This window comes from Pseudomonas sp. PSE1(2024) (assembly GCF_050990555.1).
Taxonomy (GTDB): domain Bacteria; phylum Pseudomonadota; class Gammaproteobacteria; order Pseudomonadales; family Pseudomonadaceae; genus Aquipseudomonas; species Aquipseudomonas aphyarum.
The window spans coordinates 2,325,048-2,337,570 of the sequence record NZ_CP158967.1 but is presented as its reverse complement, the minus strand read 5'-3'; the positions used below and the strand labels follow the sequence as shown (position 1 = coordinate 2,337,570).

Sequence of the window (12,523 nt, the reverse complement as noted above, 5' to 3'; positions counted from 1 at the left end):
GTCCAGCACGGACATCCGGATGCCCGTAACGGACAGAACCGCTCTAGCTGAACTGTTCGCGATATTGCGTCGGGGTCAGCCCGAGCTTTTCGCCGAACAGAAAACGCATGTGCCGCACGCTGCCGAAACCGCTTTTGTAGGCGACGGTTTTCAGCGGCAGATCGCTGGTTTCCAGCAGATTTCGCGCGCAATCGATACGCGCACTTTGCAGGAATTCCATGGGCGTCATGTTGACCTCGCGAGCGAACACCCGGGCGAAGTGCCGTGCACTCATGTTCGCAAGACCTGCCATGCGCTCGACGGTGAAGGCTTCCTCCAGATGCTCCAGCACATGATTCTGCACCCGGGTGATCGGGGTTTCCTGGGGCGCCACTGCCGCCATCAACGGGCTGAACTGCGCTTGCCCGCCCTGACGTTTCATCACCACCAGCAACACCTTGGCCACGTCCTGGGCAACCTTTTTGCCATGATCGCGGGCGACCACCGCCAACGCCATATCGATGCCGGCCGTGACGCCTCCGGAGGTGATCAGGTTGCGATCCTCGACAAAAATCTGGTCGGTGGCGACGTTTGCCTTCGGAAAACCCTTGATCAGGCGCTCGGTGTAATTCCAGTGAGTGGTCACACGATAGCCGTCGAGCAAGCCGGCGTGACCCAGCACGAAGGCGCCGGTACAGATCGAGCCGTATTGCCCGGCACGCGTGACCGCGCCTTGCAGCCAGGCGAGCAACGGCGGGTGTTTTTCGTTGTAGGCGCCAGGGCCGCCCGGCACCAGCAGCAAGTCGTAGCGCTCATCGGCTTCGTCGATATGCCGATCGGTGTGCACGAGGACGCCATTGGACGCACGCAATGGCCCGCGCTCGGTGCCCAGGGTGGTCAGGTGATAGTGGGCTTGCGGTTTCAGGTAGCGGTTGGCAACCGAAAAGACCTCCAGCGGCCCGGCCATGTCGAGCAGCAGAAATTCCGGAAACAGCACCATTGCCACGGTCTTCATGGGGGTATCACCAAAATCTATGTGGAATCATAAGTCTGCGCATTATGGCCAGATACGGTGGAACCGTTGGAAAAGAATGCGTGATCCAGTGCTCACAACTGTCAACTAAAAACGGACAGTATTTCAATTTTCATCTACTTATTGCATCGCAGGGTAACCAGTAACCTTCTCCTCACTCGGACGAATCAACGTCCTGAAAGGAGATTTCATCATGCTGACCCTTCGTAAAGCTTCCGACCGTGGTCTGGCCAATCATGGCTGGTTGAAGTCGTTCCACACCTTTTCCTTCGCCAGCTACCGTGACCCGCGTGAACAGGGTTTTTCCGACCTGCTGGTGATCAACGATGACCGCGTTGCCGCCGGCAAGGGCTTCGGCCAGCACCCGCACCGTGACATGGAGATTTTCTCCTATGTGCTCGAAGGCGCCCTGGAACACAAGGACACCCTCGGCACCGGTTCGGTGATCCGCCCCGGCGACGTGCAACTGATGAGCGCTGGTAGTGGCGTGGCCCACAGTGAGTTCAACCATTCGGCGACCAAGCCTGTGCACTTCCTGCAGATCTGGATCGTGCCGGACGTCAGCGGCGCGAAACCGCGTTACCAGCAAGAGCACTTCAGCGAACAGAAAAAACGCGGTCGCCTGCAACTGATCATTTCGCCCGAAGGTAGCCACGGCTCGCTGAAAGTACGCCAGGATGCACGAGTGTATGCCGGACTGTTCGATGGTGAGGAAAGCGCCACCCTCAAGCTGCCTGCCAACCGCTATGCCTACGTGCACGTTGCTCGCGGCAGCGTTGAACTGAACGGCGTGCAGTTGAAGGAAGGCGACGGCGTGCGGGTTCGTGAAGAACAGGCACTGACCCTGAGCAATGGCCATGATGCCGAGGTCCTGGTGTTTGACCTGCGCCCGCAGGAATTGCCGGAAATGCCATAAGCCCGTGGTTTTCATCGCTCGAAAAAACGGCCTTCGTTGAAGGCCGTTTTTCATTCAGCATGCAAGGTCATCAGCACTGCCGGCGCAGGGTTTCCAGCCTCTTTCACCGATTGAATCATGGCCAGGGTGGTCTGTATCGTGACAAGCACGTTTGACTGGTTCGCGTAGTAGGAGCCGACGAGAATGGCAACCATCCCCAGAAAATGTACGGTGGTCGCGGCCCAGTAGTTCGCCTTGTTCGTCGAGACCATTCTCATTGCTTCGTCTATACGCTCCAGGGATCGATCCATACGAGCCGTCATCAACGCATAACGCTTGTCGCGCTCCTGATGAACCTTTTCCTGTGCCAGACGAATTCTTCGCTCAATCTTCTCTCGCTCCAGCCAGGCTTTTTCATTGGCCTTTTCCCTTCCCAACCGAATCCTTTCTTGCTCCTGGCGAAGGTTCTCCAGATACCGCTCCCGAGTCAGGCGGACTTCTTCCTGAGCCCTCTCTCGCTCCAGCCGAGCCTCTTTCCGAGCCTTCTCCTGTTCCAGTCGAACCTTTTCCTGAGAGCGCTCTCGCTCCAGCCGAGCCTCTTCCTGAGAGCGCTCTCGCTCCAGCCGAGTTGCTTCCAGCTCCAATCGAGCAGCTTCCTGCGATTGCTCCTGCTCCAACCGCACCTTGTCCCGCTCGGCCTGCTGGGTCAGAAAGCCATCGATCTTGGCGGACATGGATTCGATCCGTGCATCGATTCTTGTCTCGATGACCTCGATCCTGGCGCTGAATTCGTCTCGCGTTATGTAGGTCATAGACTCAGTTCTATCCGTTTGCCCGGCCATGTCGCTTGCTTGAAATTGGCTGACTTCCCTTGCAATCAATTCCGCACCTCTGACGTTTATCAATACTTCCCTGGATTGATCACCTCGGAGCATTTCACCTGTTCACTCCGGGTGTGAGAAACGATAGGGCCCGGCCAAAAAACTCACAAGCCAGCGGATTCTGGCGCTGTTGTAGGCAAGATCGTCAGCTGATGTAGCCGTCCTACACGGCATCAAGGACTACTCATTCTCCAGCGCAAACGCTTCGACAATCTGCTCGATCACCGCCCTGACCCGCGCGGTATGGCGCAGATCCGCGTGGGTCACAAGCCACACTTCATAAGGCAACGGCCGCGTACGCTCCGGCCACAGTCTGAGCAGACCATCGCGCTCGCCCATGTAGACCGGAATTTCTCCTACACCCAGACCGGCGGCAATCGAGCGTCGGACCAGCAGACTGGAGCTCAGACCGGCGACGATCCGCCCGCGAGTCACGGGCTCGGTCACCAGGGTCAGGTCCTTGTTGCCTTGCAGATATGGCTGGTACACCACCAGATCATGGCCCTCAAACGCACTGCCCGGCGCCGGCACACCATGCCTGTCGACATAGTCCTGCGAGGCAAACAGCCCCACGGGCCAACGCGCGATGCGCCGGGCGATCAGGTCCGGGTTGTCCGGGCGGGTATTGCGTACGGCGATGTCAGCTTCGCGTTTGGCCAGGCTGAGGATCTGCGTGGAGGCGTCCAGTTGCACGCGCACGTCCGGATGCCGTTCGTGCAACTGCGCGATGGCCGGGATCAGGAAATCGATGGCCAGCGAATCGGTGGTGCTGACCCGCACACTGCCGGTCAGACGGTCGTCCAGGCCCTGGATTCGCCGCTCCAGCTCCAGCGCCGAATGCTCCATTTTTTCCACCGACTTGAGCGCCGCTTCGCCGACGGCCGTCAGTGCATAGCCCTCGGAGGTGCGCAGGAACAAGGTCGCGCCCAGCGACTTTTCCAGTGAGGTGATGCGTCGCCCGACTGTCGCCTGATCCACGCCCAGCACGCGCGCGGCGCCGCGTAACGTCGACTCGCGACAAACCGCAAGAAACACCCGTGCGTCATCCCAATTCATACCGTTCTCCATTGATGCATAAACGCATCACTACAACGCAAACTTGCTGCATTAACGCAGCAACAATAGCCGATATGCTGGACGCCATAAACCTTTCCACAGGATTGCCGTCATGCGCACTTCAACTGCTTCGCCCGAACGTCCGGACACGAGTGTCTGGCTGGCGATCTTCGCCGGACTCTGCGCCAGCCTGGTCAGCATCGGTCTGGCGCGTTTCGCCTACACGCCGCTCATCCCTTCGCTGATTCAGGCGCAGTGGTTTTCCGCCCATGATGTGGTCTATCTCGGCGCGGCCAACCTGGTCGGTTACCTGATCGGCGCCCTCCTCGGCCGACCGCTGGCACGTCGGCTCACCCAGAGAAATGCCTTGCGACTGATGATGCTGGCGGTAACCGTGGCGTTTTTCGCCTGTGCGTACCCGGTGTCGGTGAGCTGGTATTTCGGTTGGCGCCTGCTGTCCGGCATCGCGGGCGGCGCGATCATGGTGCTGGTGGCCGCGACGGTGCTGCCGCATGTACCGGCCGCGCGCAAAGGCCTGGCCAGCGGGGCGATTTTCCTCGGCATCGGTCTTGGCATCGCTGGCTCCGGCACGATCGTCCCGCTGCTGCTGAATCTGGGCCTGCAAGCGACGTGGCTGGGATTGGGAGTTTTGTCGCTGGCACTGACGGCTTTGAGCTGGTTCGGCTGGCCTTCGGAGCTGCCCCATGCAACCACCGCAACGGCTCAGCTGGATCCGGTCGAGCCGACACCGCCTGCTGTTTATCTGCTGTTTGCCCAGTACGCGTTCATGGCCGCCGGGCTGGTGCCGGCCATGGTTTTCCTGGTGGATTACGTCGCCCGTGGCCTGGGCGCCGGGGCGCACGTCGGCGCGCTGGTCTGGATCATGTACGGTCTGGGCGCCATCGTCGGTCCGGTGAGTTATGGCTTTCTCGCCGATCATCTCGGTGCGCGGACCGGCATTCGTCTGGTGCTGGTGGTGCAGGCGATCACTCTTGGCCTGCTGGCCATTTCGCATTCGGTCCTGGCGCTGGCACTGCTGGCAGTGATCCTCGGTTCGTTTCCGCCGGGCATTGTCCCGCTGGCGTTGGCAAGGGTGCATGAGCTGGTGCCGGATCATCATCGCCAACAGGTGGCGTGGAGCCGGGCCACGGTGTCGTTCGCCTCGTTTCAGGCGCTGGCCGGCTTCGCCTATTCGGCGCTGTTCAACGCCACGGGCGGACAGCATGTCCTGCTCTTCGTGATTGCCGGAGGTGCCATCGTGATCGCGCTGATACTTGAGCACGCCATGAAACTGCTGCCCTCCTCCGTCGAACAACGCTGCTGCGCCCAGTGAGGGGAATCATTGCGCCCTGCCTGTGCTCCCATCTACTGATCACTTGTTTCAAGAGGAACCGAAAATGACGTTGCCTACCGAAATGACCCGAATCGAAATCACCGAACCGGGCGGGCCCGAGGTTCTGCAATCCCGACGCGTTCCGCTGCCGGCCGCCGCAGAGGGCGAAATACTGATCCGCGTGCACGCCGCCGGCATCAATCGCCCCGACGCTCTGCAACGCGCCGGCAAATACCCGATGAAGCCCGGCATGAACCCGATTCCGGGCCTTGAAGTGGCCGGCGAGGTCGTGGCAATTGGTAGCGGTGTCAGCTCATTCGCGGTCGGTGACCGGGTCTGCGCACTGACCAATGGCGGAGGTTACGCCGAATACTGCACGGTCCCGGCCGGCCAGGCCCTGCCGATCCCCGATGGGCTGGACTGGATTCAGGCAGCGGCCATTCCCGAAACTTTTTTCACGGTGTGGGCCAACCTGTTCGGTCTCGGCGGCGCCAGCCGAGGTCAGCGCGCCTTGATTCACGGCGGCACCAGCGGCATCGGCACCACCGCGTTGATGCTATGCCGCGAGTTTGGCATCGAAGCCTTCGCCACCGCCGGTAGCGCCGACAAATGCGCAGCGATCCGCAAACTGGGCGGCGAAGCGATCAACTACCGGGAACAGGATTTCGTGGCTGTCATCGCTGAAAAAACCGCCGGCCAAGGCGTCAATGTGATCCTCGACATCATGGGCGGCTCGTACCTCAACGGGAACATCAGCGCCTTGGGGATGGATGGGCGGTTGGTGATGCTCGGTTTCCTTGGTGGCGCGCGGGCCAATGACATCGATCTGCTGGCGATCCTCGGCAAGCGCGCAGTGGTCACCGGCTCCCTGCTTCGCGCCCGTACCTCGGCGGAAAAGGCCGCCATCGCCGATCAATTGCGCGAACACGTCTGGCCGGTGCTGGCCGCCGGGCGCTGCCTGCCGATCATCGACAAGGTTTATCCGCTCACCGACGCAGCCAAGGCCCATGCTCACATGGAAGCGGGCGACCACATCGGCAAGATCGTGCTGAAGATCGACTGAGTCGTTGCAGTATTTTGTAATCGTTGCAGGCGTGCGGTGGTCGAAAATGTCACGCACGGGTCAAGGCATCTGGTAAAAAGCGTTCTCTGTCCGCGCCGTGGTGAATCGTTTAATGTTCCTTGCCTTCATGACCCGACTTCGACGCCGCCGTCTGGCGTTCGCCTGCATGGTCGCCCTGATCATCGGCGTGCCGGCGAGTTGTGCCGTGCTGGAACACACCGAACGCAAGCTGCTGTTTCGCATCGAACCGGGCACCGCCGGCTGGTATCACGGCTTGCCCGGCAGCGTGCAGGAACTCGACCTGCAACCGAAAAGCTTCAAGGCCGGGCAAAACATTCACGCCTGGTGGTGGCCGGCGGAGCGCGCTGATGCTCCGGCCATCCTTTATCTGCATGGCGTGCGCTGGAACCTCACCGGGCAGCTGTTCCGTATCGAGCAACTGCGCGCGGCAGGTTATTCGGTTCTGGCGATCGACTATCGCGGCTTCGGCCAGAGTCATGGCGACCTGCCGTCGGAACGCACGGTTTACGAGGATGCGCGGGTGGCCTGGGAGCGCTTCCAGCTGTTGCAACCGGACCCGAACAAACGCCTGATCTACGGGCATTCGCTGGGGGGCGCGGTCGCCATCGATCTGGCTGCCGAACTCGGCCGCGATGCTGCCAGCCATCACACCCCACTGCCGGTGCGTGGGCTGGTCATCGAATCCACTTTCACCTCATTGGCGGATGTCGCGGCTGCCGTGGCCAACACTTCCCTTCCCGTCCGTTGGTTGCTGTCGCAGAAATTCGATTCCATCGACAAGATCGCCGAGATCCACATGCCATTGCTGGTGGTGCACGGTCTGGCCGACGCATTCGTGCCGTCACGCTTCAGCGAGCAACTGTTCGCCGCCGCCCGACAACCGAAACGCCTGCTGCTGGTGCCCGGCGCAACGCACAACAACAGCATGGCGCTGGGCGGACAGAACTATCGCAAGGCGATTGATGCGCTGATGCAGACCCGACCTGCCGCCCGAGTGGCGGGCGCCGCGGTACAGAAGAACCCGCGCGACTCCTGACGCCCCTCCCCGCAGACCATCGGTCACCCCGAAAGGAAATTCTTGCAGCATCGGCTGGCAATCCGGCGTTCTAACGCTTTGCTGGATGGAGTCAATCCATGACGCTGCTTCGGCACACCCGGCCGCGCCGCGTCTAACTGCCTATTCGGGAGCACCCTCATGAAAATCAACCCGTACCTGATCTTCAACGGCGACTGCCGCGCGGCCTTCACGTTTTACGAGCAATGCCTGCACGGCAAACTCGAAGCGATGATGACCTTCGGCGAAACCCCAGCCGCCGAACATGTCCCCAAAGAGCATCACAACCTGATCATCCACACCTGCCTGAAAGTCGGCGATCAGATGCTCATGGCGTCGGACACCACCCCCGACCGCCCGACCCAAGGCATGAGCGGTTGCTCGATTTCCCTGAATGTCGCCAGCATCGCCGAGGCCGAACGGGTGTTTAACGCCCTGGCCAAGGACGGTCGTGTCGACATGCCGCTGGAAGCCACCTTCTGGGCCGCGCGCTTCGGCATGCTGGTGGATCGTTTTGGCGTGTCGTGGATGGTCAATTGCGAAAGTGACAAGTGACGCTCTCATTGCACCGGACATGAAAAAGCCCGACCTCTTCAGGTCGGGCTTTTTCATTCAACGCTGGGCCAGCTCGTGCCGAACGCACTGTTCGTAGTAGGTCTGCTTGACGGCCGCCGGCTTCAGCCGCGACGCGCTGTCGTAGGTCTGCTCAGTGATGCCCATGGCGGTCATGCGCATCCACGGTTGCTGGAACTTGCGCGCCTGCAAGCGCTTTCGCGCACCATAAAGAGAAATGCCCGAAAGCTTCGATTGTTGCGCACCGGCGGCGATGTCCGAACCCCAGGTACACGCAAAACGATGGCTCTTGCTCAGTTCCCTGGCCTGGGCCTCCAACGCGAACAGAGCGAGGGAAAGCGTTGCTACGGTGATGACAATCGTCCGCATATAGCCCACCTAACCTTTTGAAAAAAGGCGAGTTTGCCGGGACTTGAAACATTCGGGGGCCAGCAATTTGCCGCCTGTTGCAGCCATGCTCGACCGGAGGCTCTCCACACAGATGCGCGGCTACACAGCCACCCGTCTCCCACCTCTCCCGCCCGTCAGCCGCTCGGCACTTTGTTTCGCCTCTGATTTTCCAAGGTAAATCCACCCGACGCGGAAGCCCCGACGATGAACAGAACCATTGCAGCCCTCATGCTTGGAAGTCTTTTGTCTGCCACCGCACCGCTTGCAATGGCGGGAAGCAGCGTCCCGCCAACCGGCATTCCTGGAGTCAATCAGGGAGGCACCGAATCCAAGGAAGACAAGGCCGACAAAAAGGGTGAAGAAGCCTCGGGGTCGAACTCCGGTGCAGAGACCCATGAGACAGAGAAGGATGCGCAAACATCCAGCGAATCAAAGAATGGGATGGAAGAAAAGAAACCCTGAACGACTTTGCCGCCTCTGCAGTTTTCGCAGACACAAAAAAGCCGATCTTCCGATCGGCTTGACTGTTTTACGCGCATCCCTTTTCCAAGGCCGGGATGATGGACTTCAGCGTTTGAGCTTGCGCTTGTTGCGGTATTGGTCGATCACCACCGCGACCACGATGATCAGTCCCTTGATGATGTCCTGGATGTAAGCATCGACCCCGACAAACGTGAACCCGCTGGCCATCACCCCCAGGATCAGTGCGCCGATTACCGTGCCGGTGATGCGCCCCACCCCGCCCGCCAGACTGGTACCACCGATAACTGCGGCGGCAATCGCATCCAGCTCATAGGACATGCCCATCCCGGCCTGTCCGGTGGCGGCGCGAGCCGAAGCCACCACGCCGGCCAGCCCCGCCAGCAACCCGGCGATGCTGTAGACGATGACCAGATGGCGTTTGACGTTGATGCCTGAGGTGCGCGCCGCCTGCATGTTGCCGCCGATGGCGTAGGTGTATTTGCCGTATTTGGTGTAGCGCAGCGCGATGTGGAAGATCACCGCCACCACCAGAAAAATGATCACCGGCATCGCGCCGTGGCCGATCGCCGTGTAGGAATCCGACAGCATGCTCACCGGCTGGCCTTCGGTGTAGTAACGCGCCAGGCCTCGGGCCGAAACCATCATGCCCAGCGTGGCAATGAACGGCGGAATCCCGGTGATGGCGATGATGCTGCCGTTGATCGCCCCCGCCAGCAGCCCGACACCGAGCCCGGCAATCACCGGAATCCAGACCGGCAAATCGGTCAGTGACGGGAACACCGCCCGGGCGAAATCCGAGGTCTGCGCCAGACTGGCCGCGATCATCGCCGACAACGCGAGTACCGAGCCCGACGACAGGTCGATACCGGTGGTGATGATCACCTGGGTCACGCCAATCGCCAGCAGGCCGATGATCGACACTTGCAGGATCATCAACACCAGCCGCTGGGAGTTCATCAGAAAGCTCTGATCGCGCACGATCCAGCCGAACAGTTCGAATACCAGGCCAATGCCGATCAGCACCAGGAAAATACTCAGCTCCGTCGGAAAGCGCCGGCGACTCTTGACCGGTGCCGTGGCCGGTTTGTTTTCCAGTATCGCGTTCATAACCACTCACCTTTCTATCGCATCATCGACGGCGGCCTCGGCCACCAGCGGTATCCATTAATGAACCGAGGACAGGCCCGAAGCCAGTTGCATCACCCGCTCCTGAGTCGCCTCGCTGCGGTCGAGGGTGCCCATCAGGTCGCCCTCGTGCATGACCATCACACGGTCGCTCATGCCGAGCACTTCCGGCAGCTCCGAAGAAATCATGATCACCGCCATGCCCTCGCTGGCGAGGTAGGCGATGAGCCGGTAAATCTCGGCCTTGGCGCCGACATCAATGCCGCGGGTCGGCTCGTCGAGAATCAGGATGCGCGGGTTGGTCATCAGCCAGCGGGCCAGCAAGGCCTTCTGCTGATTGCCACCCGACAGGGTGTCGATGCACTGCTCCAGCGACGGGGTTTTAACCCGCAGCTTCTTGCACATGTCCTCGCACAAGGCGCGCAAGGCCTTTTGCTGGATGAACCCGTGGCCGGCGTAATACGGCAGGACGGCCATTTCCATGTTCTCCAGCACCGAGAGACACGGGAACAGACCACTGAGCTTGCGATCCTCGGTCAACAGCGCGAAGCCCTTCTCGATCGCCATGTGCGGATCACTGATGCGCACCACCTCGCCATCGAGGCGGATCTCGCCACCGTCGCTGGGCGTGATGCCGAAGATCGCCTCAGCCACATTGGTCCGGCCCGAGCCCATCAACCCGGCGATGCCCAGGATTTCCCCGGCGTGCAGGTCGAAGGACACACCCTTGAAAATGCCATCGAGCTTGAGGTCGCGCACCGACAGCAACAGATCGCCGATCGGCTTTTCCCGCACCGGAAACAACTGGCTCAACTCGCGACCGACCATCATCGAAATCAGGCTGTCGCTGTCCATGGAATCGGCCCGCTGCAGGCCGATGTAGGCCCCGTCGCGAAACACCGCCACTTCATCGGCGATCGCGAACACTTCGTTCATTTTGTGGGTGATGTAGATGATGCCTTTGCCCTGGTTTTTCAGGTCGGCAATGATCGAGAACAGATGGGCGACTTCCTTGTCGGTGATGGCCGACGTCGGTTCGTCCATGATCAGGATGTCGGAGTCGTAAGACACGGCTTTGGCGATCTCGACCATCTGCCGCTCGGCGATACTCAGGTTGCCGACCAGTTCTTCGGGGTCAAGGTTGATCCGCAGGCGCTCCAGCAGTTTCGCCGTGCAGCGGTGCATTTCCCGGTGGTCGATCATGTGAAAGCCGTTGAGCTGCTCGCGGCCGATCCAGATGTTTTCGGCGATGCTCATGTGCGGCATCAGGTTGAGTTCCTGGTGGATCATCGCGATCCCGGCCTGAAGCGCTGCTAGCGGCGTTTCGAACACCACCGGCTTGCCCCGCAGGCGCAGCTCGCCGGCGTCTGGCTGGTAAATGCCGGCGATGATTTTCATCAGGGTAGATTTGCCCGCGCCATTCTCGCCCATGAGCGCCAGCACGGAACCGGGGCGTACCCGCAGTTGCACATCGGACAACGCCACCACACCGGGGAAACCCTTGCTGACGTTGAGGATCTCCAGCAGGTACGGCTCTTCGACAGGTAGTGCAGTGGGCGGGCTCCCCGTCACAGGGGTGCTCGAAGCAGTCGCTGAAGCGAACATGATCAGGTACTCCATCAGCAAGGTCGCGGTCGCCACCTTGCGGGCTTATTGTTGTTATTGAACGGACGGACTATTTGAACTGGTCAACGTTTTGCGGCGTGATCAGGCGGAACGGCACCCAGACCGCCGGCTCGACCGGCTCGTTCTTCGCCATTCTCACCGCGGTATCGATGGAACCGTCGGCCTGACCCTTGGCGTCCTGGAACACGGAAGCGGCCAGCGAGCCCTTCTTCACAGCGTTCAAGCCGTCCGGCGTGCCGTCGACACCCGCGATCAACACGCTGCCTTTGGCGACGCCGGCCTGTTGCAGGGCCATGGCGGCACCGATGGCCATTTCGTCGTTGTTGGAGACGACCGCGTCGAACTTGCGGCCCTGGGTCAGCCAGTCATTGACCAGCGTCATGCCCTTGTCCCGCAGCCAGACGCCGCTCTGCTCCTGCTCGACCTTGATGTCCGGGTATTTGGCCAGCACCTCTTTGACGCCCTTGGTGCGGTTGGTGGTGGAGTTGTTCGCCAGATCGCCCAGCAGAATCACGATGTCGCCCTTGCCGCCCATTTTGTCGGCGAGGTACTGCATCTGCATCTCGCCGGCTTCCAGGTCGTTGGAAGCAACGGTTACCACGCCTTTGGGCAGGTTCAGGTCATCGGGGCGGCGGTTGACGTAGACCAGCGGAATGCCGGCCTTCACTGCGGCTTCGGTGATCTTTTTGGTGGCGGCGGTATCCACCGGATTGACCACGATGGCGTCGACCTTCTGGCTGATGAAGCTTTCGACCTGGCTCAGTTGCTTGACCACGTCGCTGCGGGCGTCTTCGAACTGCAGCTTGACGCCGTCGGGATAGGACTTGGCTTTCTTGTCCATGGATTCGCGCAGGTAGGTCAGCCAGGTGTCATCGAACTGGGACATGCTGACGCCGATCTTCATATCGGCCAGCACAGCGCCGCTGGCGAACATCAGGGACAAGGCCAGTGAGGCAAAGCGGGTCTTGGTCTTCATGAAAAGTCTTTCTCCACATTCTTGTTGGTTTTATG

At 60.7% G+C, this 12,523-nt stretch carries 13 protein-coding genes; 6 read left to right on the top strand and 7 right to left on the bottom strand.

The window, feature by feature from the left end; all coding sequences use genetic code 11:
• Positions 1–43: 43 nt before the first annotated feature.
• Positions 44–994, bottom strand: a complete 951-nt coding sequence (locus ABTV87_RS10620; RefSeq protein ID WP_085607758.1) for a GlxA family transcriptional regulator — start codon at positions 992–994, stop codon at positions 44–46.
• Between the two features lie 211 nt (positions 995–1,205).
• Here ABTV87_RS10620 and ABTV87_RS10615 point away from each other — a divergent pair, with 211 nt between their 5' ends.
• A complete protein-coding gene (locus ABTV87_RS10615; RefSeq protein ID WP_085607760.1) occupies positions 1,206–1,928 on the top strand; it encodes a pirin family protein in 723 nt (240 codons plus the stop codon).
• A 50-nt stretch (positions 1,929–1,978) separates the two neighbouring features.
• On the opposite strand, the gene ABTV87_RS10610 is transcribed toward ABTV87_RS10615, so the two are convergent.
• Together ABTV87_RS10610 and ABTV87_RS10605 are read right to left on the bottom strand one after the other, a co-directional pair.
• Complete coding sequence (locus ABTV87_RS10610; protein WP_433899445.1) at positions 1,979–2,719, bottom strand: hypothetical protein; 741 nt, start codon at positions 2,717–2,719, stop codon at positions 1,979–1,981.
• A 249-nt stretch (positions 2,720–2,968) separates the two neighbouring features.
• The gene (locus ABTV87_RS10605; RefSeq protein ID WP_221534577.1) at positions 2,969–3,844 is read right to left on the bottom strand and encodes a LysR family transcriptional regulator; all 876 of its coding nucleotides are present in this window, start codon (positions 3,842–3,844) and stop codon (positions 2,969–2,971) included.
• A 112-nt stretch (positions 3,845–3,956) separates the two neighbouring features.
• On the opposite strand from ABTV87_RS10605, the gene ABTV87_RS10600 reads away from it, so the two are divergent.
• The 4 genes from ABTV87_RS10600 to ABTV87_RS10585 all read left to right on the top strand — a co-directional run bounded on the left by ABTV87_RS10600 (position 3,957) and on the right by ABTV87_RS10585 (position 7,870).
• A complete protein-coding gene (locus tag ABTV87_RS10600) occupies positions 3,957–5,177 on the top strand; it encodes a YbfB/YjiJ family MFS transporter (protein WP_433899444.1) in 1,221 nt (406 codons plus the stop codon).
• A gap of 64 nt (positions 5,178–5,241) precedes the next feature.
• A complete protein-coding gene (locus tag ABTV87_RS10595) occupies positions 5,242–6,240 on the top strand; it encodes an NAD(P)H-quinone oxidoreductase (protein ID WP_433899443.1) in 999 nt (332 codons plus the stop codon).
• Positions 6,241–6,352: 112 nt separating this feature from the next.
• Entirely contained in the window at positions 6,353–7,297 is a 945-nt protein-coding gene (locus ABTV87_RS10590; RefSeq protein ID WP_433899442.1) for an alpha/beta hydrolase, read from the top strand.
• Positions 7,298–7,456: 159 nt separating this feature from the next.
• On the top strand, positions 7,457–7,870 hold the full coding sequence (locus ABTV87_RS10585) for a VOC family protein (protein WP_433899441.1): 414 nt from the start codon (positions 7,457–7,459) through the stop codon (positions 7,868–7,870).
• 57 nt (positions 7,871–7,927) lie between these two features.
• Here ABTV87_RS10585 and ABTV87_RS10580 read toward each other — a convergent pair whose 3' ends face one another.
• The gene (locus ABTV87_RS10580) at positions 7,928–8,257 is read right to left on the bottom strand and encodes a hypothetical protein (RefSeq protein WP_007956060.1); all 330 of its coding nucleotides are present in this window, start codon (positions 8,255–8,257) and stop codon (positions 7,928–7,930) included.
• 225 nt (positions 8,258–8,482) lie between these two features.
• On the opposite strand from ABTV87_RS10580, the gene ABTV87_RS10575 reads away from it, so the two are divergent.
• Positions 8,483–8,740 (top strand): hypothetical protein, encoded by a 258-nt coding sequence (locus ABTV87_RS10575; protein WP_085607776.1) that lies wholly within the window; start codon positions 8,483–8,485, stop codon positions 8,738–8,740.
• Positions 8,741–8,845: 105 nt separating this feature from the next.
• On the opposite strand, the gene ABTV87_RS10570 is transcribed toward ABTV87_RS10575, so the two are convergent.
• From ABTV87_RS10570 to ABTV87_RS10560, 3 genes are all read right to left on the bottom strand, one after another.
• Positions 8,846–9,868: an ABC transporter permease gene (locus tag ABTV87_RS10570; protein WP_007956055.1), complete on the bottom strand. Its 1,023-nt coding sequence runs from the start codon at positions 9,866–9,868 to the stop codon at positions 8,846–8,848.
• A 57-nt stretch (positions 9,869–9,925) separates the two neighbouring features.
• Positions 9,926–11,491 (bottom strand): sugar ABC transporter ATP-binding protein, encoded by a 1,566-nt coding sequence (locus ABTV87_RS10565; protein WP_221534584.1) that lies wholly within the window; start codon positions 11,489–11,491, stop codon positions 9,926–9,928.
• A 70-nt stretch (positions 11,492–11,561) separates the two neighbouring features.
• Positions 11,562–12,488 carry a sugar ABC transporter substrate-binding protein gene (locus ABTV87_RS10560; protein WP_085732515.1) on the bottom strand — a complete coding sequence of 309 codons (927 nt, stop codon included), beginning with the start codon at positions 12,486–12,488 and terminating at the stop codon, positions 11,562–11,564.
• Positions 12,489–12,523 lie beyond the last annotated feature (35 nt).

Excerpts from the sequence above, each read along its gene's own strand:
- ABTV87_RS10620 (WP_085607758.1), bottom strand. The coding sequence starts at position 994 with ATGAAGACCGTGGCAATGGTGCTGTTTCCGGAATTTCTGCTGCTCGAC.
- ABTV87_RS10615 (WP_085607760.1), top strand. The coding sequence starts at position 1,206 with ATGCTGACCCTTCGTAAAGCTTCCGACCGTGGTCTGGCCAATCATGGC.
- ABTV87_RS10610 (WP_433899445.1), bottom strand. The coding sequence starts at position 2,719 with ATGACCTACATAACGCGAGACGAATTCAGCGCCAGGATCGAGGTCATC.
- ABTV87_RS10605 (WP_221534577.1), bottom strand. The coding sequence starts at position 3,844 with ATGAATTGGGATGACGCACGGGTGTTTCTTGCGGTTTGTCGCGAGTCG.
- ABTV87_RS10600 (WP_433899444.1), top strand. The coding sequence starts at position 3,957 with ATGCGCACTTCAACTGCTTCGCCCGAACGTCCGGACACGAGTGTCTGG.
- ABTV87_RS10595 (WP_433899443.1), top strand. The coding sequence starts at position 5,242 with ATGACGTTGCCTACCGAAATGACCCGAATCGAAATCACCGAACCGGGC.
- ABTV87_RS10590 (WP_433899442.1), top strand. The coding sequence starts at position 6,353 with ATGTTCCTTGCCTTCATGACCCGACTTCGACGCCGCCGTCTGGCGTTC.
- ABTV87_RS10585 (WP_433899441.1), top strand. The coding sequence starts at position 7,457 with ATGAAAATCAACCCGTACCTGATCTTCAACGGCGACTGCCGCGCGGCC.
- ABTV87_RS10580 (WP_007956060.1), bottom strand. The coding sequence starts at position 8,257 with ATGCGGACGATTGTCATCACCGTAGCAACGCTTTCCCTCGCTCTGTTC.
- ABTV87_RS10575 (WP_085607776.1), top strand. The coding sequence starts at position 8,483 with ATGAACAGAACCATTGCAGCCCTCATGCTTGGAAGTCTTTTGTCTGCC.
- ABTV87_RS10570 (WP_007956055.1), bottom strand. The coding sequence starts at position 9,868 with ATGAACGCGATACTGGAAAACAAACCGGCCACGGCACCGGTCAAGAGT.
- ABTV87_RS10565 (WP_221534584.1), bottom strand. The coding sequence starts at position 11,491 with ATGTTCGCTTCAGCGACTGCTTCGAGCACCCCTGTGACGGGGAGCCCG.
- ABTV87_RS10560 (WP_085732515.1), bottom strand. The coding sequence starts at position 12,488 with ATGAAGACCAAGACCCGCTTTGCCTCACTGGCCTTGTCCCTGATGTTC.